A 19459-nucleotide genomic window follows, 5' to 3' on the forward strand; every position below is an offset into this window, starting at 1 on the left:
GAAAGATCCGTGGGACGCCCCTCAGGCGGGTGACACCGCGCGGCAGCCGCCGGGGCTGCGCTGGGCGCGGGCGGAGGCGTAGAGGCAGACCGCGGCGGCCGTGGCGAGGTTGAGGCTCTCGGCCCTGCCGTGGATGGGGACCCGTACGACGGCGTCCGCCAGCGCCCGGGTCTCCTCGGGCAGTCCCCAGGCCTCGTTGCCGAACACCCAGGCGGTGGGTCCGCCCATGGAGCCGGCGTCGAGCTCGGCGTCCAGGTCGCGGTCCCCCGCGCCGTCGGCCGCCAGGATCCGTACGCCGGCGCCCTTCAGCCCGGACACCACCCGCTCGACCGGTACGCCGACCGCGACCGGGAGGTGGAAGAGCGAACCGACCGACGCCCGCACGGACTTGGGGTTGTAGAGGTCCACGGAGGCGTCGGTGAGCACCACCGCGTCCGCGCCGGCGGCGTCAGCGCAACGCAGCACCGTACCGGCGTTGCCGGGGTCGCGGACGTGGGCGAGCACCGCGATCAGCTGCGGGCGGGCGGCGAGGATGTCCTCGAACGGCGAGTCGAGGAAGCGGCAGACGCCCAACAGGCCCTGCGGGGTGACGGTCTGGGAGATGTCGGCGACGGTGCGGTCGTCGGCGAGGTGCACCCGCACCCCGGCCGCGCGGGCCGCCTCGACGATCTCGGAGTGCCGCTCGGCGGCCTCCTCGGTGGCGAACAGCTCGATGAGCGTGGGCTCGTCCCCGACGCGGTGCGCGATGGCCTCCCGTACGGCCTGCGGGCCCTCGGCGATGAACCGGCGCTCCTTGCCGCGGAAGGCGCGGCGGGCCAGCCGCCGGGCGGCGGTGACACGCGGGGATCGCGGGGAGATCAGCTCGGGGGTGCCCATGGGCGGCGGCTCGCTTCTGTCGTTCGGTGCGTGGGTGGCCGGCCGTCAGGGGCCGGTCCGGAAAAGCGGCGGACCCGCAGGCCGGGGCCTGCGGGTCCGCTCCACAACTTCCTCAGGCTTGCGTTCAGGCAGCCTTCGGGGCGTTGACGTCGCTCGGGAGCGCCTTCTGGGCGACCTCGACGAGCGCGGCGAACGCGTTGGCGTCGTTGACCGCGAGGTCGGCCAGGATCTTGCGGTCCACCTCGATGTTGGCGGCCTTCAGACCCTGGATGAAGCGGTTGTACGTCATGCCGTTGGCGCGGGCAGCGGCGTTGATGCGCTGGATCCACAGCTGACGGAAGTCGCCCTTGCGCTTCTTGCGGTCGTTGTAGTTGTAGACGAGGGAGTGGGTGACCTGCTCCTTCGCCTTGCGGTACAGGCGGGAGCGCTGACCACGGTAGCCGCTGGCCTGCTCGAGGATCGCCCGGCGCTTCTTGTGGGCGTTGACTGCCCGCTTGACGCGTGCCACTTGTTAACTCCTTGTAGCGGGGCCGTGGTTGTCGTCACACGGCCCGAATCGATTGAGTCCCGGTTTTGAGTCGCGCCCCCGACCGATCAGCTGGGGCGCCGCGGCTCACTTGCCGAGAAGCTTCTTGATCTTCGCGGCGTCGCCCGGGGCCATCTCGGCGTTGCCGGTGAGGCGACGCGTCACGCGGGACGACTTGTGCTCGAGCAGGTGGCGCTTGCCGGCGCGCTCACGCAGCACCTTGCCGGAGCCGGTGACCTTGAAGCGCTTGCTGGCACCGCTGTGCGTCTTGTTCTTCGGCATGCGCCGTTCTCTCCTCGTCAGTGGCGCTCCCACCGGCACGGACCGGCTGGCGGGAGCGTCAGATGTATCGGTTGGTGTGTCCGGGGCGGGTTGCCCCGGCATGCATCCGGGGCTCGCGCCCATGGATCACGCCTCGGCGGGCTCCCCGGCGGGCTCCTCCGCGGGAGCTCCACCCTGGCGCTCCGCCTTGCGGGCGGCCTGCGCCTCACGGGCCTCGGCCATCGCCTCGGTCTTCTTCTTGTGCGGACCGAGGACCATGATCATGTTGCGGCCGTCCTGCTTCGGGTTCGACTCGATGAAGCCGAGCTCCTGGACGTCCTCCGCGAGGCGCTGCAACAGCCGGAAGCCCAGCTCGGGGCGGGACTGCTCGCGACCACGGAACATGATCGTGATCTTGACCTTGTCACCCTGCTTGAGGAACCGGACGACGTGACCCTTCTTGGTGTCATAGTCGTGCGGGTCGATCTTCGGCCGGAGCTTCATCTCCTTGATGACCGTGTGCGCCTGGTTCTTGCGCGCCTCACGGGCCTTCATGGCCGACTCGTACTTGAACTTTCCGTAGTCCATGAGCTTGCAGACCGGCGGACGGGCGTTCGCCGCCACCTCGACCAGGTCGAGGTCGTACTCCTGCGCAAGCTCCAGGGCCTTGGCAAGCGGCACAATGCCGACCTGCTCGCCACTGGGACCGACGAGTCGCACCTCGGGGACGCGAATCCGGTCGTTGATGCGGGGCTCGGCGCTGATGGATCCTCCTCGGTAGCACCACGCGACGGCCTGGCGGACTGCCGCGTAACGTCTGTTCGGTGTGACCAACCGCGCCGGTACACGAAAAATGCCCCGGACGGGACACAGGCGGGGCTCCACATAGATCTGGAGCACCGCCGCGAAGTCTCCGCGGGGCGCAGCCGGACCGTTGACCCGCCAACCTGAGGTCGGCCGGGTGGGAGATCGGAGCCTCCACTTGTGGGCCGGTCACATGCGTGTCCGGCCGGTCGGAACACCAGAATACACGAGTCAAGGGGTGGCCCCCACTCCTGTGCCGGCGCGGAAGCCCGCGGCGCCGGGCGGGACACTCCCGGACGCGGGGTCCGCGGAACCGGGCCATAGGCTGGAGCCGACCCCTCAGCAGGAAGAAGCCCGGAGACATGAGCGACCACAGCCCCCAGCAGCCCGACGCCCCGCACGCGGCGGGCGCGGCCAGCCCTGATTTCGACGCCATGACCCGTGACATCGCGGAGGTGCCGGCGGTCGAGGTGATCACCACGGTCGCGGTGCACCTGATGAGCTCGGCGGCGGTCAACCTGGGGCTCGCCGAGGACGGCGAGGCGCACAAGGACCTCGACGAGGCCCGCAAGCTCATCCAGGCGCTGGCCGGTCTGGTCACCGCCAGTGCCACCGAGATCGGCTCGTACCACGCGGCCCCGCTGCGGGACGGGCTGAAGTCCCTCCAGCTGGCGTTCCGCGAGGCCTCGGTGGTCCCGGACGAGCCGGGGCAGGGGCCCGGGGAGAAGTTCACCGGACCGGTCTACGGCTGACCGCGCCGGACGGAGCGCGGAAGGGCCCCGGCCGGGCGACGGCCGGGGCCCTTTCGCGTACGGACGCGGGTGGCCGGGGCTCAGACCGGCTCGCCGGGGCCGGCTGCGGCCTCGCGGGGCGCAAGCTCGTCGGCGATCTCCACCGGCTCGTTCGGCGGGTGGGTGACCTGGTGCACCACGGCGGCGATCGCCCCGCCGATCAGCGGCGCGAGGAGGAAGAGCCAGACCTGGGTGATGGCCGCCCCGCCCGCGAACAGGGCCGGGCCGAGCGCCCGCGCCGGGTTCACGGAGGTGCCGTCGAGCGGGATACCGATGAAGTGGACGGCGGCCAGCGCCATGCCGATCGCCAGGCCGTTGAAGCCCCGCAGGGCCACTTTGGGGGTGACCGACAGCCACACGTAGACGAGCAGGAAGGTCATCAGCATCTCGACGACGAAGGCGCCGCCGAGGTTGATGTGCACCGCCGAGCGGTCGCCCCAGCCGTCGGTGCCGAAGACCGCGTGCGTCTGGAGGCCCGGGACCTGCTTGGCGACCAGGAAGAGCAGCGCCGCGCCGACGATGGCGCCCAGGACCTGGGCGATCCAGTACTCGACGGCGGTCCGCAGCGTGAGGCGGCGGGCCAGCAGCATGCCCAGGGTCACCGCGGGGTTGAGCTGGCAGCCGGAGACGGGGCCGAGGGCGTAGGCCAGCGCCAGCATGGTGAAGCCGAAGGCCAGCGCGATGCCGAAGGTGCCGATGTACTCGCCCGCCAGCACCGCCGAGCCGACGGCGAAGAACACCAGGAGCAGCGTGCCGAGGAACTCGGATACGGCCGTGCGGGTCAGCACCCCGGGGCCCTCGTGTTCCGCTTCCCGCTCCGACGCCGTTTTCTCCATGGGGGCTCTCCTCGCGTGGATCTTGAGCTCTCCTCGCATTGTGCGGCCCTGGAGTGGAACGCGCCCGTTGACGGACGGGGCCCCGGGGGACGTACCGGGGCCCTGGGTGTGGCGGTCAGCGCCGGTAGAGCGGTTCCGCGGTGGCCGGCGCGCCGGGCGGCAGCAGGGCCAGGTCCAGGCCCCGTACGAGCCGGGCGCGCAGCACCTCGTCGGTGGCCAGCGACTGCGCCAGCCGCTGGGCGACCTCGGCGGCCGGGGCCCCGGCGGCCAGGCCCAGGGCGAGGGTGGCGTCGGTCTCCGCGGACGGCGCGAGATGGGCGACGAGGACCGCGGGCTCGGCGGCGAGCAGGGTGCGCAGGGCGTCGGTGACGGCCGGGTCGGCGAGCGGGTCCGCGGTGGTACGGCCCTCGGCGAGGGCGCGCAGCGCGGGCCCTGTGAGCTGGTAGGTGACCGGTCCCGCCAGGTCGACGACGAGGGTGTCGGCCTTCTCGTGGGCGGCGGCCAGCAGTGCCTGCGGCAGCGGGACGGCCACCGGGCGCGCGTCCGGGCGCCAGCGCTGGAGGGTCTCCATGGACGTGAAGGCGGGCAGCGCGCGGCGGCCGTCCGGCGCCTGGAGCGTCGGGACCGCCATATCGCTGGTCTTCTCGCGCCGCAGCCCGTCCGGCCCCGTTTCCACCTCGCCCAGCACCGCCACCACGGGTACCAGCACACGGGCGCCGGCCAGCGCGGACAGCACCTGGGGCTCGGCGCCCGGGTCGGCGTCGTACGCGGCCAGGGCTGCCGCCAGGGCGGGGTCCGCGGAGCCGTCGTCGTCGGCGAAGCCGGGGTCGGGGATGTTCTTCTGCACGTCAGCGAGCGTATCGGTAGGGGGCCCTGCGCCCGCCGCGCGGGGCGGCGGTACGGCGGCCCGCGGGGTCAGCCGCGGGTCCGCCACACGAAGACCGCGGCGGCCACGAGGGCCAGGCCCGCGGCGCCGGCCGCCCACGGGAGCCAGTTGGCGGGGGTGCCGCCGGAGTCGTCCGCGGTGGGGCCGGGGCCGAAGTGGCGGTGGGCGTAGGCGGCGGGGGACGGCTTCTGGGGCGTGGGCTTGAGGCCGGCGGCCGCCTTGAGGGCGGCGGCGGGGTCGATCAGACCGGAGCCGTAGTCGTCGTCGCGGCCGCCCTCGGGGGCGTCCTGGGCGGTGCTGGTCAGCAGCCGGCGGATCTGGGCGGGGCTCAGATCGCGGTGCGCGGACCGGATCAGGGCGACCGCGCCGGAGACGAAGGCGGCGGCGGGGCTGGTGCCCCAGCCCGAGAGGTAGGAATCGCCGTTGCCGGCCATGACGATGCCGTCGCCGGGTGCGCTGACCGTGGCGTACCAGTGGCGGGTGGAGAAGCGGGCGCGGACGCCCAGGTGGGTGACGGCGGTGGCCGCGATGACGCCCGGGTAGGCGGCGGGGTAGGAGACGTGGTTGCCCTTCTCGCCGCCGTTGCCGGCGGAGGCGACCACGGGGATGCCCTTGCCGAGGGCGTACTGGATGGCGGCGTCCTCGCGCGGCTCGGGGTGTGCGGACTCGCTGTCGTCGCCCAGCGACATGCTGATCACGTCGGCGCCGTGGTCGGCGGCCCAGCGGATGCCGTCGGCGAGCGCCCCGGCCTTCTCCGTACGGGCCCGCCCCCGCTGGGGGTCGTTGTCCTCCAGGATCACCCGCACCGGGAGGATCTTGGCCTCCGGGGCGACCCCGAGCACTCCGTCCTGCTTGCCCGCGCCGTGGCCGGCGCCCGCGATGACGCTGGCCATGCCGGTGCCGTGCCGGGCCCAGGCCTCCTCGCCGGGGCCGGCGCCGAAGCCGACGAGGTCCTTCTCGGGCAGCACCTGGCCCTTGAGGTCGGGGTGGTTGGCGTCGACGCCGGTGTCCAGGACGGCGACGGTGACACCCTCCCCCTTGGTGGTGCGCCAGGCCTGCTGGGCGTGGATGGCCTCCAGTCCCCACTCCTGGGCGCGGATGGCGTCGGCCTGGGCGGGTACCGCGGGCAGCACCGTCAGGGCCGCGCAGGCCAGCGTGAGGGCGGCGCCGCGTAGCAGGGACTTGCTCATGACGAGGACTCCGAGGTCTGCGGGGGGAGGCCGGCGGCCGTGCGGAAGTCGGTCTCGATGCGGTCCGCGAGGTCCTTGGCGTCATGGCCCAGGCCGGACTCGGCCGGGGCGGTGGTGGCGCCGGGCCGGGTGGCGGCCTCGGCGGGCTGCGGCTCGGTGACGGGACGGCCGTCGGCGAAGCCGGAGACGGCGTAGACGATGACCGGGAGGTCGGTGAGCACCCGGACGGTCCAACTGGCGCGCTGGGCAGGGCCGAAGCCCTCGGCCTGGGTGCCCTTGGCGGCGTAGGGCAGCGGCATGGCGTCCGTGCGCGTGCCCAGGTTCTTGGTGCTGAAGCGGGTGTTGAGCGCCATCATTCCGGCCTGGTCGGCCTTGGCGGTCTGCGCGCCGACGGTGATGACGCTGCTGTGGGTGGCGTCGACGTACGTGGCGCGCAGCAGCCGGACGCAGCCCGCCGAGGCGAGCGCCTGGGCGAGCTTGCGGTCGTAGGCGCCGGTGCAGCCGCTGTCGGGGGCGACCGCGATCCGGGTCCAGGTCCGGTCGGCGCCGCCGGGGCCGGCGCCGAGGCCGTTGACGGTGCGCGGGAAGAGGGTGTTGACGGGGGTGTTGTGCCAGACGTCGTGGCCCTCGGCAAAGACTGCCTGGGGGCTCGGCGGGCCGTCGGCGGAGTCGTCGGTGAGCCAACTCCCGGCCGCCGCACCACCGATGAGGCCGATGCCGAGGACGAGAAAGGCCGCGGCGGCCAGCATCCGGACGCTGGGGCGACGCCCTGCCGGCAGGCGGCGCGGGGGCGCGGCGGGCATGCCGGGTGCGGCCGCGGCTCCCTGCGGCGGAACGGGGTTCGGGGGCCAGGACGCCGGCGCCCGGCGGGCCGACGGGGGGCCGGCCGGTGCGCCGCCGGGCTCCACGGAGGCGGCCTCGGGAGCGGCCGGCGGGGCGTCGGCTCCGCTGCCGTCGGCGCGCCCGCGGGCGTTCCACAGCTCCTGGCTGCGGGCCAGGTGGAAGGCGGCGGTGTCGCGGAAGGCCGCCGGGCGCCCGGCCGGTGGCGGTGGTGCGGCGGGGGCGGCCGGCTCGGCGGAGGCCGGGGGGCGCGGCGGCTGCGCACCGGGGGTGGCCGGCGGGGTCGGCGGTGCGGGCGGCGGGGTCCTGGGGCGTGGGGGGACGGGTGGCGCGGCGGGGCGCGTGGGGCCGCTGGGGTTGGGGGGAGGCGTCGGGCCGGTGGGGGTGTGCGCGGCCTGCGGGGCGGACGGCGTACCCGGAACGGAAGGCACGGCCGGTGCTCCCGGCGCGGGGGCGGACGGGCCGCCGGGCACCCGGCGCAGCACGGTGGTCCGCGGGTCCTGCTCCGGTTGCGGCGTCGCGGCGGCTGCGGGCTGCCGGGGCGGCCGCGGGGGTATCGGCGGGATGCGCCGCGCATCGGCGAAATCAGCGTCGGTGCTCACCCGCGCTCCCCCTTGCGCCGTGGCCCCCCGGACCCGATCCGCAATCGGGGCAGGGTGGTTGGTATCCGGACAACACGCCGCTGACCTGCTGGTTGCGGCGTCGGGCCACTCTACGGGCTGCCGCCGCCGGTGCGGCAACCCCTGGCCGCCCGGTGTCCGCTCTGTCGCGTTCTCTCCCCTACCCAGTGGTAGACGCGGTCTGGCAGGCTGCGGCCATGCCCCCGCACACAACCGACCCGTATGGCGACAAAGCCCGTTACCAGCGGGCAACGGCCCATCTGGACGCGCCCCTGGCCGTCGTCGACCTGGCGGCCTTCGACGCCAACGCCGCCGATCTGGTGCGCCGCGCGCGGGGCAAGCCGATCCGGGTGGCGAGCAAGTCGGTGCGCTGCCGGGCCCTGCTGGAGCGGGTGCTGGCACGCGACGGCTTCGCCGGGATCATGAGCTTCACCCTGGCCGAGTCGCTGTGGCTGGCGCGCTCCGGCTTCACGGACGTCCTGCTGGCGTACCCGTCGGTGGACCGGGCGGCCTTCGCCGAGCTCACCGCGGACCCCGGGCTCGCGGCCGCGGTGACGGTGATGGTCGACGATCCGGCGCAACTGGAGCTGATCGACGCGGCCCGGCCGGGCGGCGCGGGCAGCGGCGAGGAGGTGCGGGTGTGCCTGGAGATGGACACCTCCTACCGGCTGCTGGGCGGCAGGGTACGGGTCGGCGCCCGGCGCTCACCGCTGCGCGAGCCGGCCCAACTGGCCGCGCTGGCCCGGACGGTGGTGCGCCGCCCCGGGTTCCGGCTGGTGGGGCTGATGGCGTACGAGGGGCATGTGGCGGGGGTGGGCGACGAGGTCGCCGGCAAGCCGGTGTTCTCGCGCACGATCCGGCTGATGCAGGCGGCGGCGCGCAAGGAGCTGGCGCAGCGGCGCTGGGAGACCGTACGGGCGGTGCGGGCGGTGGCGCCGCGGCTGGAGTTCGTCAACGGCGGCGGGACCGGCAGTGTGCAGCACACCGCCGCGGAGGCGGCGGTCACCGAGATCGCGGCCGGGTCGGGGCTGTACGTACCGCGGCTGTTCGACAACTTCCGTTCGTTCAGCGGGCGTCCGGCGGCGCTGTTCGCCCTGCCGGTGGTGCGCCGTCCGGGCCCCGGGGTGGTGACGGTGCTGGGCGGCGGGTATCCGGCGTCGGGGGTGGCCGGCGAGGACCGGCTGCCGGTGCCGTATCTGCCGGCCGGGCTGCGCTACGACCCGCAGGAGGGGCCGGGCGAGGTGCAGACGCCGCTGCTGGGGCCGGCCGCGGACCGGCTGGCGCTCGGCGAGAAGGTGTGGTTCCGGCACGCCAAGGCCGGTGAACTGTGCGAGCGGTTCGACGCGTTGCACCTGATCGACGGGGACCGGGTGGTGGACACCGTCCCGACGTACCGCGGGGAGGGCCGCACCTTCCTCTGACCGGTGCGGCCCTCCCCTGCGGCCGGTGGCTCAGTACACCGAGTCCTGCTGGTCCGGGATCACCGAGCCGTCGGCGCGGTGGACCGGTCCGAGGGTGCCGTCCGGCAGGACGGAGCCCTCGGTGGAGCAGGGGTACGGCTTCGTCTGCTGCTTCTTCGGCTCGATGAACATCGGGTTGACCAGCCAGCGGTGGTCGCTGTTGTCGTAGGCCCGGCACATGAACTCGGTCTTGTTGCGGTTGATGGCCAGGTGGCCCGCGGTGGCGTCGTCGACGAACGTCACATCGGTCTCGGCGTCGCCCGCCGCGAAGGCCGCACGGTGCGCCCGGTCCTGCCGCTCCCAGGCCTTGGCGCCCTTGACGTGGAAGATCTCCTGGTTGATCCAGCAGCGCTTGCCGTCCATGTACGTCAGGACCTCACCGTTGGTGTCCTTGACGTCACCGCAGCCCTGGACGCCGGTGGTGAGCCGGCCGTCGCTGACGATGTTGCGGATGCCGATGACGTGGCTGCGGTCGATGCCCACGCCGGGCGCCCAGGCCCGGACCAGCGGCTCGGCGGAGGCGGAGACGATGTAGACGTCGAAGCCGGCCTTCTTCAGGGTGCGGATGAGGTCGCGCTGCTGCTCGTAGTAGCGCACGTATCCGGCCCACTTGTGGGTGCCGACCGTCTGCTCCGTACCGATCGGCGCGGCGAGGTTCTCCTTGCGTGCCTTGGCGGCGTACGAGGTCAGGGTCTCCGGGGTGTGCCCGGCGAACAGCTGGGTGATCCAGACGTACGAGGGGACCGTGCGCCGGTGGTTCCACTCCCCCTCGAACGCCTCCTTACCGCCGGAGGTCTTCTCCTCGCTGTAGACGTCGAGGATCTCGTCGGTGCAGTCGGTGTCCTTCGACGTCGGCAGCGGACGGCCGGCCGGCACGGAGGTGCCGCAGGCCTTGGTGAGCGCAGCGGCCGCGTCGTCGGTCATCCACTTGTTGGTGGCCTTCCAGCTGGCGGGGCGCAGCACCTTGTCGTGCTTGAGCATCCAGGCCAGCGTGGCGTCGGAGATGTCGTTCTTGACGACGGTGTTGTCCCAGTCGAAGGTCGCGACCGGCCGCGCCCCGTCGGAGCCGGCACAACTGCCCTGCTCGTCAATCATTTTCTGGAGCTTGGCACGGTTGTCGCCGTACCAGCCCTTGGAGACGTGCAGGGTGGGGCAGTGGCGGGGGGCCGGGCCCGCGGTGGCCGTCTGGGCGAGGGCCACGCCGCCTCCCACAACCGCGAGGGCCGCACCCGCTGCCAGCCAGCGACGCTTGTTGAGCATGGAACGCACTCCTGTCGAACGAGGAATCGAAGGCGGACGTTAACGCATGGCGGCCGGGCGCGGGGAGACGTCCGGCCGCCATGGGGTTTACGCGGAGGTGAACAACAAGCGTTTACACCGGGGTGACGTACGCGCCCGCGATCCCGCCGTCGACCAGGAATTCGGCGGCGTTGACGAACGAGGAGTCGTCGCTGGCGAGGAAGGCGACCGCGGAGGCGATCTCCTCGGGCTCGGCGAACCGGCCGACCGGGACGTGCACCAGACGGCGCGCGGCACGCTCGGGGTCCTTGGCGAACAGCTCCTTGAGCAGGGGGGTGTTGACCGGCCCCGGGCACAGGGCGTTGACCCGGATGCCCTCACGGGCGAACTGCACGCCCAGTTCACGGGACATCGCCAGCACCCCGCCCTTGGAAGCGGTGTAGCTGATCTGGGAGGTGGCGGCGCCCATGACGGCCACGAAGGACGCGGTGTTGATGATGGAGCCGCCGCGCCCGGTCTCGGCGAACTGGCGCTGCATGTACGGCAGGGCGTGCTTGCAGCAGAGGTAGACCGAGGTCAGGTTGACCTCCTGGACGCGCTTCCAGGCGTCCAGGCCGGTGGTGAGGATGGAGTCGTCGTCGGGCGGCGAGATGCCGGCGTTGTTGAAGGCGATGTCGACCGAGCCGTAGGTGTCGAAGGCGGTCCGGTAGAGCGCCTCGACCTGCTCGGAGTCGGTCACATCGACCTGGACGAAGGTGCCGCCGACCTCTTCGGCGGCGGCCTTGCCGGCCACCTCGTCGATGTCGGCGCAGACGATGTTGGCGCCTTCGGAGGCCAGTCGGCGGGCGGTGGCCAGGCCGATGCCGCTGCCGGCTCCGGTGATCACGGCGGTACGGCCGACGAGGCGGCGGCAGACTGCGGTCCGGTCGGTCACTTGCTCTCCTCGGTGCTGATGAAGATGTTCTTGGTCTCGGTGAAGGCGGCGAGCGCGTCCGGGCCCAGCTCACGGCCGAGGCCGGACTGCTTGAACCCGCCGAAGGGGGTCCAATAGCGCACGCTGCTGTGGGAGTTGACGGAGAGGTTGCCGGCCGCGACGGCCCGGGAGACGCGCAGTGCGCGGCCGACGTCGCGGGTCCAGAGGGAGCCGGAGAGGCCGTAGTCGGTGGCGTTGGCGATCCGCACCGCGTCGGCCTCGTCGTCGAAGGGGATCGCGACGGCGACCGGGCCGAAGATCTCCTCGACGGCCGTACGGTCCTCGGGGCGGCCCTCCAGGACGGTGGCCGGGTACCAGAAGCCCTTGCCGGCGGGCGCCTCGCCGCGGATGGCGGCCGGGGCGTCGTCGGGGACGTAGGACCGTACCCGCTCGCGCTGGGCGGCGGAGATCAGCGGGCCCATCTGGGTGGCGGGGTCGGCGGGGTCGCCGACGGTGAACGCCTTGACCGCGGGCTCAAGCAGCTCCATGAAGCGGTCGTAGACCGTCCGCTGGACCAGGATGCGGCTGCGGGCGCAGCAGTCCTGGCCGGTGTTGTCGAGGAAGGAGCCGGGGGCGGCGGCCGCGGCGGCCTCGATGTCGGCGTCGGCGAAGACGATGTTCGGGCTCTTGCCGCCGAGTTCGAGGGTGAGCCGCTTGGTCTGTGCCGCGCAGCGGGCGGCGATCTGCCGGCCGGTGGCGGTGGAGCCGGTGAAGACGACCTTGGCGACGCCGGGGTGGTCGACCAGTGCGGTGCCGGTGACCGGGCCCTCGCCGGGCAGGACCTGGAAGAGCCCTTCGGGGAGCCCGGCCTCCAGGGCGAGTTCGGCGAGGCGGAGCGCGGTGAGCGGGGTGGTCTCGGCGGGCTTGAGCAGTACGGCGTTGCCGGCCGCGAGGGCGGGGGCGGTGCCCCAGGCGGCGATCGGCATCGGGAAGTTCCACGGCGCGATGACCGCGACCACGCCCAGCGGCTCCTGGACGGTGATGTTGAGGCCGCCGGCCACCGGGATCTGGGTGCCGGTCAGGCGCTCCACTCCCCCGGCGGCGTAGTGCAGCAGATCGCGGACGTTGCCCGCCTCCCACCGGGCGTTGCCCAGGGGGTGGCCGGCCTCCTTCCGTTCGAGGTCGGCGAGCGGGTCGACATGGGCGTCGACGACCTCGGCGAAGCGGCGCAGGAGGCGGGCCCGGTCGCCGGGGGCCACCGCGGCCCAGGCCTCCTGGGCGGCGGCGGCCCGGCGGACCGCAGCGTCGACCTCTTCGGGGGAGGTGGTGGGGACGGTCGCGACCACCTCCTCGGTGGCCGGATTGATGATCTTGAGCTCGTGCAGCACGGGTGGTGGTCCTTACATGCGCTCGAAGGAGCGGAAGCGCTCCCAGTCCGTGACGGCGGCGTCGTAGGCGTCCTGCTCGACGCGGGCCATATGGCGGTAGTGGTCGACGACCTCGTCGCCGAAGGCCTCCCGCGCTATCGGGCTGTTCTCCCACAGCTCGGCGGCCTCGCGCAGGGTGACCGGCACATGCGCGGCGTCACCGGCGTAGGCGTTGCCGGTGGTCGCGTCGGGCAGCTCCAGCTGGTGCTCGATGCCGTAGAGGCCGGCCGCGACCATGGCGGCGACCGCCAGGTAGGGGTTCACATCGCCGCCGGGCAGACGGTTCTCCAGGCGGTGGGCGCGGCCGTGGCCGACCACCCGCAGGGCGCAGGTGCGGTTGTCGGGGCCCCAGGCGACGGCGGTGGGCGCGAAGGAGCCGGGGCGGAACCGCTTGTAGGAGTTGATGTTGGGGGCGTAGAAGAGCGTGAAGTCACGCATCGCGGCGAGCTGGCCGGCGAGGAAGTGCCGCATGGTCTGCGACATGCCGTAGGGGCCGGAGTCGTCGGCGAGTACCGGCCGGCCCTGCTCGTCCTGGAGCGAGAGGTGGATATGACAGGAGTTGCCCTCGCGCTCGTCGTACTTCGCCATGAAGGTGAGCGACATGCCCTCCTGGGCGGCGATCTCCTTGGCGCCGGTCTTGTAGATCGAGTGCTGGTCGCAGGTGGTCAGGGCCTCGTCGTAGACGAACACGATCTCGTGCTGGCCGAGGTTGCACTCGCCCTTGGCGGACTCGACGGTCATCCCGGCCGCGCCCATCTCGTTGCGGATGCGGCGCAGGACGGGCTCGACCCGGCCGGTCCCGAGGACGGAGTAGTCGCCGTTCCACTGGTTGGCGGGGGTCATCTGGCGGTAGCCGCGCGACCAGCCGTCCTCGTAGGAGTCCTTGAACAGCATGAACTCCAGTTCGGTGCCGGCGTAGGCGCTCCAGCCCCGTTCGGCGAGCCGGTCGAGCTGGCGGCGCAGGATCTGCCGGGGCGAGGCGACGACCGGGGAGCCGTCGTGCCAGGCGAGGTCCGCGGTGATCAGGGCGGTGCCGGGGTTCCAGGGGGTGCGGCGCAGCGTGGCCGTGTCGCCGTGCATGGCGAAGTCGCCGTAGCCGCGCTCCCAGGAGGACATCTGGTAGCCGTCGACGGTGTTGAGGTCGACGTCGACGGCGAGGAGGTAGTTGCAGCCCTCCGTACCGTGTTCGAGAACGGTGTCGAGGAAGTACCGGGCCGCGAACCGCTTGCCCTGGAGCCTGCCTTGCATATCGGTGAAGGCGAGGACGACAGTGTCGATCTCCCCGGCGTCGACGAGGACTCTGAGCTCCTCGACGGAGAGTGGGGGCGTACGGTCTGCCACGGTTTTGCCTCCTGTCACTGCATCCGGAGGTCATAAGGTAGGCATACGAACCATTGATTGGGAAGGGGTTGCGATGGACGGTGCGGCTGACCGGCTGGCACCCGTACTGCGACCGGTGCGGGCGGGCAACGGTTTCGAGGAGGCGCTGGAGCAGATACTCCAGATCGTCCGGCTCGGCCTGGTGCCGCAGGGCGAACGGCTGCCCGCGGAACGGGAGTTGGCCGAGCGGCTGCAGATCAGCCGGGTCACCCTGCGCGAGGTGCTGAAGGTGCTCCAGGACGAGGGTCTGGTGGAGAGCCGGCGCGGGCGCTACGGGGGCACCTTCGTCCGGGTCCGCACCGAGAACCCGGGCGAGGCCGAGCTGCGCCGCCGGATCGAGAAGATCGACGTCGAGGACACCCTGCGGTTCCGTGAGGTGCTGGAGGTGGGCGCGGCCGGCCTGTGCGCGGCCCACAGACTCGCCGGTGAGCAGGCCGGACGGCTGCGGGAGGCCCTGGCGGCGACCCAGGACGCCCCGCTCGCGGACTACCGCCGGCGCGACACCCTGCTGCATCTGACCCTCGCCGAGCTCTCCGGCTCCCCGTCGCTGGCCGCCCAGTACGCGGCGGTACGGGCGAGCGTGAACGACCTGCTGGACTGCATCCCGCTGCTGGTACGGAACCTGGAGCACTCCCAGGCCCAGCACAGTGCGCTGGTGGAGGCGGTGCTGGAGGGCGATGCCGACGGGGCGCGCGAGGTGATGCGGGAGCACTGCACCGGCACGGCGGCACTGCTGCGCGGCTTCCTCTCGTGAGGCCCCCGAAACCCGCCTGTTACGAGATTTTCCCGTCGGGGTCTTGCGCTCAGCCGACCCGGAGACAAAGGTATCGGCCCATACCTTTGTTGCGGGGCTGGTAGCGGTTCCCGTACCCGCCGCGGATTATCGAGGCCCTCGGAGGCGTTGTGTCCACCAACGAGCATGCGACGAGCCCAGACCAGGAACATCGAACCCCTCAGCTGTCCAGCGACGAACAACGTCTCCACGAGCTCGGCTACGCCCAGGAGCTGGCCCGCTCGATGTCGGCGTTCTCGAACTTCGCCGTCTCGTTCACGATCATCTCGGTCCTCTCCGGCTGTCTGACGCTGTACGGCTTCGGCATGAACACCGGAGGGCCCGCCCTGATCACCTGGGGGTGGCCGCTGGTCGGCGTCATGACGCTGTTCGTGGGCCTGGCGATGGCCGAGGTCTGTTCCAGCTACCCGACGGCGGGCGGCCTGTACTACTGGGCGGCGAAGCTGGCCCCCTCGCACGGCCCGGCATGGTCCTGGTTCACCGGCTGGTTCAACTTCCTCGGCCAGGTCGCGGTGACCGCGGGGGTCGACTTCGGCGCCGCGTCCTTCATGAACGCGCTGCTTGACCTGCAATTCGGCTTCACCGCCACCCCGGCGCACACGATCCTCCTGTTCGGCATCGTGCTGCTGGTGCACGGCCTGCTGAACACCTTCGGCGTGAAGCTTGCCTCCCTCCTCAGCAACGTCAGCGTGTGGTGGCACATCCTCGGCGTGCTGGTCATCGTGGGCGCCCTGGTCGTGGTGCCCTCGAATCACCAGTCCGCCTCCTTCGTCTTCACCCACTTCACCAACAACACCGGCTGGCACTCCGGCCTCTACGTCGGGCTGCTGGGGCTGCTGCTCGCGCAGTACACCTTCACCGGCTACGACGCCTCGGCGCACATGACCGAGGAGACCCACGACGCGGCCAAGGCCGGCCCCCGCGGCATCGTGATGTCGATCCTGGTCTCCCTGGTCGCCGGCTGGGTGCTGCTGGTCGGCATCACCTTCGCCATCCAGGACTACGACGGCGCGCTGGCCAGCAAGACCGGCGTGCCCCCGGCGCAGATCTTCATCGACGCGCTCGGCGCCACCGGCGGCAAGCTGCTCCTCCTGGTCGCCATCGGCGCCCAGTTCTTCTGCGGCATGTCGTCGGTCACCGCCAACTCGCGCATGATCTACGCCTTCTCGCGGGACGGCGCGCTGCCCGGCTCGCGGCTGTGGCACCGCATCAACAAGCGGACCAAGACCCCGACCAATGCGGTGTGGCTGGCCGCCGGCGGCGCCTTCCTGCTGGGCCTGCCGTACTTGTGGAACGCCACGGCGTACGCGGCCGTCACCTCGATCGCCGTGATCGGCCTCTACATCGCCTACGTCCTGCCGGTCATCCTCCGCCTGCTCCAGGGCGACCGCTTCCAGCGCGGGCCCTGGCACCTCGGCCGCTGGAGCAAGCCCGTCGGCGTCATCGCCGTCGGCTGGACGCTGGTCATCTCCGTCCTCTTCATGCTCCCGACGACCAGCCCGGTCACGGCGGGGACCTTCAACTACACCCCGCTCGCCGTCCTCCTGGTCCTCGGCTTCGCCGGCACCTGGTGGCTGGTGTCGGCCCGCAAGTGGTTCACCGGCCCGAAGGTCCAGGGCACAGCGGAGGAGCTGGCCGCCATCGAGCACGAACTGGAATTCTGAAGGCCGAGCCGGAACGCACCAGCACCACATCGGAGGATCCGTGTCCCAGCCCCTCATCGGCATCAGCACCTACCAGCAGGAAGCCAGCTGGGGGGTCTGGACGCTGCCGGCCGCGCTGGTGCCCGTCGGATACCCGCAGCTGGTGCAGCGCTCGGGCGGGCTGCCCGTGCTGCTGCCGCCGGGCGATCCGGCGACCGCCGCCGCGACGGTGGCGCGGCTGGACGCGGTGGTGATCGCCGGCGGTGCGGATGTGGCACCGGCCCGGTACGGCGCCGAGCCGCACCCCCGCACCGGTCCGCCGTCCCTGGACCGGGACGCCTGGGAACTGGCCCTGATCGAGGCCGCGTTGGCGGACGGCGTACCGCTGCTGGGCATCTGCCGCGGACTCCAGCTGCTCAATGTGGCGCTGGGCGGCACCCTCGTCCAGCACCTCGACGGGCACGCCGGTCCGCCCGGCGTCTTCGAGCGGCACGACGTCAAGCCGGTCCCCGGGACGCTGCTGGGCGACACCCTGCCCGAGCCGGTCTCGGTGCCGACGTACCACCACCAGGCGGTGGACCGGCTCGGCACCGGACTGCTGGCCTCGGCGTACGCGGAGGACGGCACGATCGAGGCGCTGGAGCTGCCGGACGGCCGCGGTTTCACCCTGGCAGTGCAGTGGCACCCGGAGGCGGGGGACGACCCGCGGGTGATGGACGCGCTGGTGGCGGCGGCGCGCGGGGCGTCCGCCGGGGGGTGACGAGCGGCCGCCGTACCCACCGCCGTGGTCCGTCCGGGCCGGTTCAGGAAGCCCCGCGGGTCAGCCCCAGCAGATGGCGGGCCGGCCCCACGGGCCGCTGTCCGGCCGGCCACACGGCCCGCAGATCGCGGCCGAGGCGCAGCCCCCGTACCGGGACCTCCACCAGCCGCCGGGCGCTCAGCTCCTCACCCACCGCGAGCTCGCTGAGCACCGACGGCGCCGCCTCGCTGACCACAGCGGACTTCACGGCGGTGGTGGAGGCGAGTTCCAGCAGCGGTTCGGCCAGCCCGCCGTGCCCGGCGAGCGCCGCGTCCAGCACCTGCCGGGTGCCGGAGCCGCGCTCGCGCAGGATCAGCGGGGTCGCGGCCAGCTCGGCGGCGGTCAGCTCGCCGCGGCGCCGGGCCCAGGGGTGCGACGGTGCGGCGACGACGATCAGCCGGTCGTGCGCGATGACCGTGCCGTCCAGCCCGACGGGCACCTGAAGCCCCTCGACGAAACCGAGATCCGCCTCGCCCGCCAGCAGCCGCTCGGCGACCACGCTGGAGTTCCCCGCCAGCAGCGAGACGGCCGTACCCGGCAGCTCCGCCCGCAGCGCGATCAGCCAGCCCGGCAGCAGATACTCGGCGATCGTCATGCTGGCCGCGACCCGCAGCCGGGAGTCGCGCCGGCCGCGCAGCGCCTGCGCGCCCGCGTCCAGCGCCTCGGCCGCCTCCACCACCCGTCGCGCCCAGTCCGTCACCAGCGCCCCGGCGTCGGTCAGCCGGGAGCCGCGCGGTGACCGTTCGACCAGCGCCACCCCCAACTGCCGTTCCATCGACCGGATCCGGCTGCTGGCCGCGGGCTGGCTGATGCCCCGGGCGCGGGCGGCGCGCCCCAGACTGCCCAGCCGGGCCACGGCGAGCAGCAGCTCCAGCGCACCCAGGTCCGGGACCCGGTGCGACAACGAGACGGGCGGGCCGCCGCCCTCCCCCATGACGTCACCCATAAGTCCCCCTGCACATAACCCCAGCTTATGCCCTCATAGACACGATGTCCCTGGTGGCGGCCCTGTGCGGCGGCGAGGCTGCTCCCATGGCAACCCTCACGCAAGCACCTTCCCGCCCCGCCTCCGCCACCCCGCGTACCCCCGGCCCGGTCCGCCATCTCGGCCCGAACTGGTACGCCACCGTCATGGGCACGGCCATCGTCGCCAACGCCGGCGCGGCGCTCCCCCTCACCGCCCCTGGCCTGCGCACCGGATACCAACTCGTCTGGGCGCTGTCGGCGCTGATGCTGCTGACGCTGCTGACCGCCCGCGCCGTCCACTGGCTGCGCCACGGCGACCAGGCCCGCCGCCACCTCCAGGACCCGGCCGTCGCCCCGTTCTACGGCTGCCTGGCGATGGCCCTGCTGGCGGTCGGCGGCGGCACCCTCGCGGTCGGCAGGGACGTGATCGGCGAGCGGGCCGCGCTGGCCGCCGATGTGGTGCTGTGGTCGCTGGGCACGCTCGTCGGCCTGGTGGGCGCCGCGGCGATCCCGTACCTGATGGTGACCCGGCACCGGATCGTGGTGGGCAGCGCCACCCCGGTCTGGCTCCTCCCGCTGGTCGCCCCCATGGTCTCGGCGGCCCTGGGCCCGGCCCTGGTCCCCCATCTCCCGCCCGGCCAGTGGCGGCAGGCGCTGCTGCTGGCCTGCTACGCGCTCTTCGGGCTGTCCCTGCTGGCCACGCTGCTGGTGCTGCCGCTGGTGCTCTCCCGGCTGATCCACCACGGCCCGCTGCCCCTGGCACTCACCCCCACCCTCTTCCTCGTCCTCGGCCCGCTCGGCCAGTCCACCACCGCGGTGGTTGGCCTCGCGGACGTCGCACCCGGTGCCGTGGACGCGGGGACCGCCCATGCCATGGCCGCCTTCGCGGTCCTCTACGGGGTCCCGGTGATGGGCTTCGCGCTGCTCTGGCTGGCGCTCGCGACCGCCATGGTGGTCCGCGCCTTCCGCAACGGCATGGGCTTCGCAATGACCTGGTGGGGCTTCACCTTCCCGCTCGGCACCTGTGTCACGGGCGCGGCGGGCCTGGCCCGGCACACCGGGCTCGATGCCTTCACCTGGCTGGCCGTGGGCCTGTTCACCGTCCTGGTGGCGGCGGTGGCGGTGACCGCCGCCCGGACCGCGGGCGGGCTGGCCGGCGGCCGGCTGCTCGCACCGCCCCACCCGTGACGCATCGCCCCCGTAGGAGCG

19 protein-coding genes are annotated in these 19459 nt (G+C 72.9%); 6 read left to right on the forward strand and 13 right to left on the reverse strand.

Annotated elements, in window-relative coordinates; all coding sequences use genetic code 11:
* Window positions 1-21 precede the first annotated feature (21 nt).
* The 4 genes from ACZ55A_RS22055 to infC form a co-directional block, all read right to left on the reverse strand.
* Entirely contained in the window at window positions 22-876 is an 855-nt protein-coding gene (locus ACZ55A_RS22055) for a TrmH family RNA methyltransferase (RefSeq protein WP_468842514.1), read from the reverse strand.
* A gap of 124 nt (window positions 877-1000) precedes the next feature.
* Entirely contained in the window at window positions 1001-1384 is a 384-nt protein-coding gene (gene rplT / locus ACZ55A_RS22060; RefSeq protein ID WP_033267754.1) for a 50S ribosomal protein L20, read from the reverse strand.
* A gap of 105 nt (window positions 1385-1489) precedes the next feature.
* Window positions 1490-1684 (reverse strand): 50S ribosomal protein L35, encoded by a 195-nt coding sequence (gene rpmI / locus ACZ55A_RS22065; protein WP_016576627.1) that lies wholly within the window; start codon window positions 1682-1684, stop codon window positions 1490-1492.
* Window positions 1685-1810: 126 nt separating this feature from the next.
* Window positions 1811-2497, reverse strand: a complete 687-nt coding sequence (gene infC, locus ACZ55A_RS22070; protein WP_078866077.1) for a translation initiation factor IF-3 — start codon at window positions 2495-2497, stop codon at window positions 1811-1813.
* Between the two features lie 332 nt (window positions 2498-2829).
* On the opposite strand from infC, the gene ACZ55A_RS22075 reads away from it, so the two are divergent.
* Window positions 2830-3219: a DUF1844 domain-containing protein gene (locus tag ACZ55A_RS22075; protein WP_468842519.1), complete on the forward strand. Its 390-nt coding sequence runs from the start codon at window positions 2830-2832 to the stop codon at window positions 3217-3219.
* Window positions 3220-3299: 80 nt separating this feature from the next.
* Here the strand turns inward: ACZ55A_RS22075 and ACZ55A_RS22080 are convergent, their stop codons facing one another.
* The 4 genes from ACZ55A_RS22080 to ACZ55A_RS22095 form a co-directional block, all read right to left on the reverse strand.
* Window positions 3300-4094, reverse strand: a complete 795-nt coding sequence (locus tag ACZ55A_RS22080; RefSeq protein ID WP_468842522.1) for an MIP family channel protein — start codon at window positions 4092-4094, stop codon at window positions 3300-3302.
* A 115-nt stretch (window positions 4095-4209) separates the two neighbouring features.
* A complete protein-coding gene (locus tag ACZ55A_RS22085; protein ID WP_468842525.1) occupies window positions 4210-4941 on the reverse strand; it encodes an SseB family protein in 732 nt (243 codons plus the stop codon).
* Between the two features lie 68 nt (window positions 4942-5009).
* On the reverse strand, window positions 5010-6170 hold the full coding sequence (gene mycP, locus ACZ55A_RS22090) for a type VII secretion-associated serine protease mycosin (RefSeq protein ID WP_468842528.1): 1161 nt from the start codon (window positions 6168-6170) through the stop codon (window positions 5010-5012).
* The gene (locus ACZ55A_RS22095; protein ID WP_468842530.1) at window positions 6167-7612 is read right to left on the reverse strand and encodes a hypothetical protein; all 1446 of its coding nucleotides are present in this window, start codon (window positions 7610-7612) and stop codon (window positions 6167-6169) included. The genes mycP and ACZ55A_RS22095 overlap by 4 nt, the downstream gene beginning before the upstream one ends.
* A gap of 215 nt (window positions 7613-7827) precedes the next feature.
* Here ACZ55A_RS22095 and ACZ55A_RS22100 point away from each other — a divergent pair, with 215 nt between their 5' ends.
* Window positions 7828-9051 carry an amino acid deaminase/aldolase gene (locus tag ACZ55A_RS22100; RefSeq protein WP_468842533.1) on the forward strand — a complete coding sequence of 408 codons (1224 nt, stop codon included), beginning with the start codon at window positions 7828-7830 and terminating at the stop codon, window positions 9049-9051.
* A gap of 30 nt (window positions 9052-9081) precedes the next feature.
* On the opposite strand, the gene ACZ55A_RS22105 is transcribed toward ACZ55A_RS22100, so the two are convergent.
* The 4 genes from ACZ55A_RS22105 to ACZ55A_RS22120 all read right to left on the reverse strand — a co-directional run bounded on the left by ACZ55A_RS22105 (window position 9082) and on the right by ACZ55A_RS22120 (window position 14010).
* Window positions 9082-10350: an HAD family hydrolase gene (locus tag ACZ55A_RS22105; protein ID WP_468842536.1), complete on the reverse strand. Its 1269-nt coding sequence runs from the start codon at window positions 10348-10350 to the stop codon at window positions 9082-9084.
* Between the two features lie 112 nt (window positions 10351-10462).
* Window positions 10463-11263: a 3-oxoacyl-ACP reductase gene (locus tag ACZ55A_RS22110; protein WP_468842539.1), complete on the reverse strand. Its 801-nt coding sequence runs from the start codon at window positions 11261-11263 to the stop codon at window positions 10463-10465.
* A complete protein-coding gene (locus ACZ55A_RS22115) occupies window positions 11260-12630 on the reverse strand; it encodes an aldehyde dehydrogenase family protein (protein WP_468842542.1) in 1371 nt (456 codons plus the stop codon). Before ACZ55A_RS22115 ends, ACZ55A_RS22110 begins: the two co-directional genes overlap by 4 nt.
* Before the next feature lie 12 nt (window positions 12631-12642).
* On the reverse strand, window positions 12643-14010 hold the full coding sequence (locus ACZ55A_RS22120) for a glutamine synthetase family protein (RefSeq protein ID WP_468842545.1): 1368 nt from the start codon (window positions 14008-14010) through the stop codon (window positions 12643-12645).
* A 73-nt stretch (window positions 14011-14083) separates the two neighbouring features.
* Here ACZ55A_RS22120 and ACZ55A_RS22125 point away from each other — a divergent pair, with 73 nt between their 5' ends.
* The 3 genes from ACZ55A_RS22125 (at window position 14084) to ACZ55A_RS22135 (ending at window position 17245) form a co-directional block, all read left to right on the forward strand.
* A complete protein-coding gene (locus tag ACZ55A_RS22125) occupies window positions 14084-14803 on the forward strand; it encodes a FadR/GntR family transcriptional regulator (RefSeq protein ID WP_468842547.1) in 720 nt (239 codons plus the stop codon).
* A gap of 149 nt (window positions 14804-14952) precedes the next feature.
* Entirely contained in the window at window positions 14953-16506 is a 1554-nt protein-coding gene (locus ACZ55A_RS22130; protein WP_468842549.1) for an amino acid permease, read from the forward strand.
* 40 nt (window positions 16507-16546) lie between these two features.
* Window positions 16547-17245: a gamma-glutamyl-gamma-aminobutyrate hydrolase family protein gene (locus ACZ55A_RS22135; protein WP_468842552.1), complete on the forward strand. Its 699-nt coding sequence runs from the start codon at window positions 16547-16549 to the stop codon at window positions 17243-17245.
* Between the two features lie 43 nt (window positions 17246-17288).
* On the opposite strand, the gene ACZ55A_RS22140 is transcribed toward ACZ55A_RS22135, so the two are convergent.
* Entirely contained in the window at window positions 17289-18230 is a 942-nt protein-coding gene (locus ACZ55A_RS22140) for a LysR family transcriptional regulator (RefSeq protein ID WP_468842555.1), read from the reverse strand.
* Window positions 18231-18316: 86 nt separating this feature from the next.
* On the opposite strand from ACZ55A_RS22140, the gene ACZ55A_RS22145 reads away from it, so the two are divergent.
* The gene (locus ACZ55A_RS22145) at window positions 18317-19438 is read left to right on the forward strand and encodes a TDT family transporter (RefSeq protein WP_468842558.1); all 1122 of its coding nucleotides are present in this window, start codon (window positions 18317-18319) and stop codon (window positions 19436-19438) included.
* The last annotated feature ends 21 nt before the right edge of the window (window positions 19439-19459 follow it).

This window comes from Streptomyces sp. NPDC034111 (assembly GCF_055575375.1).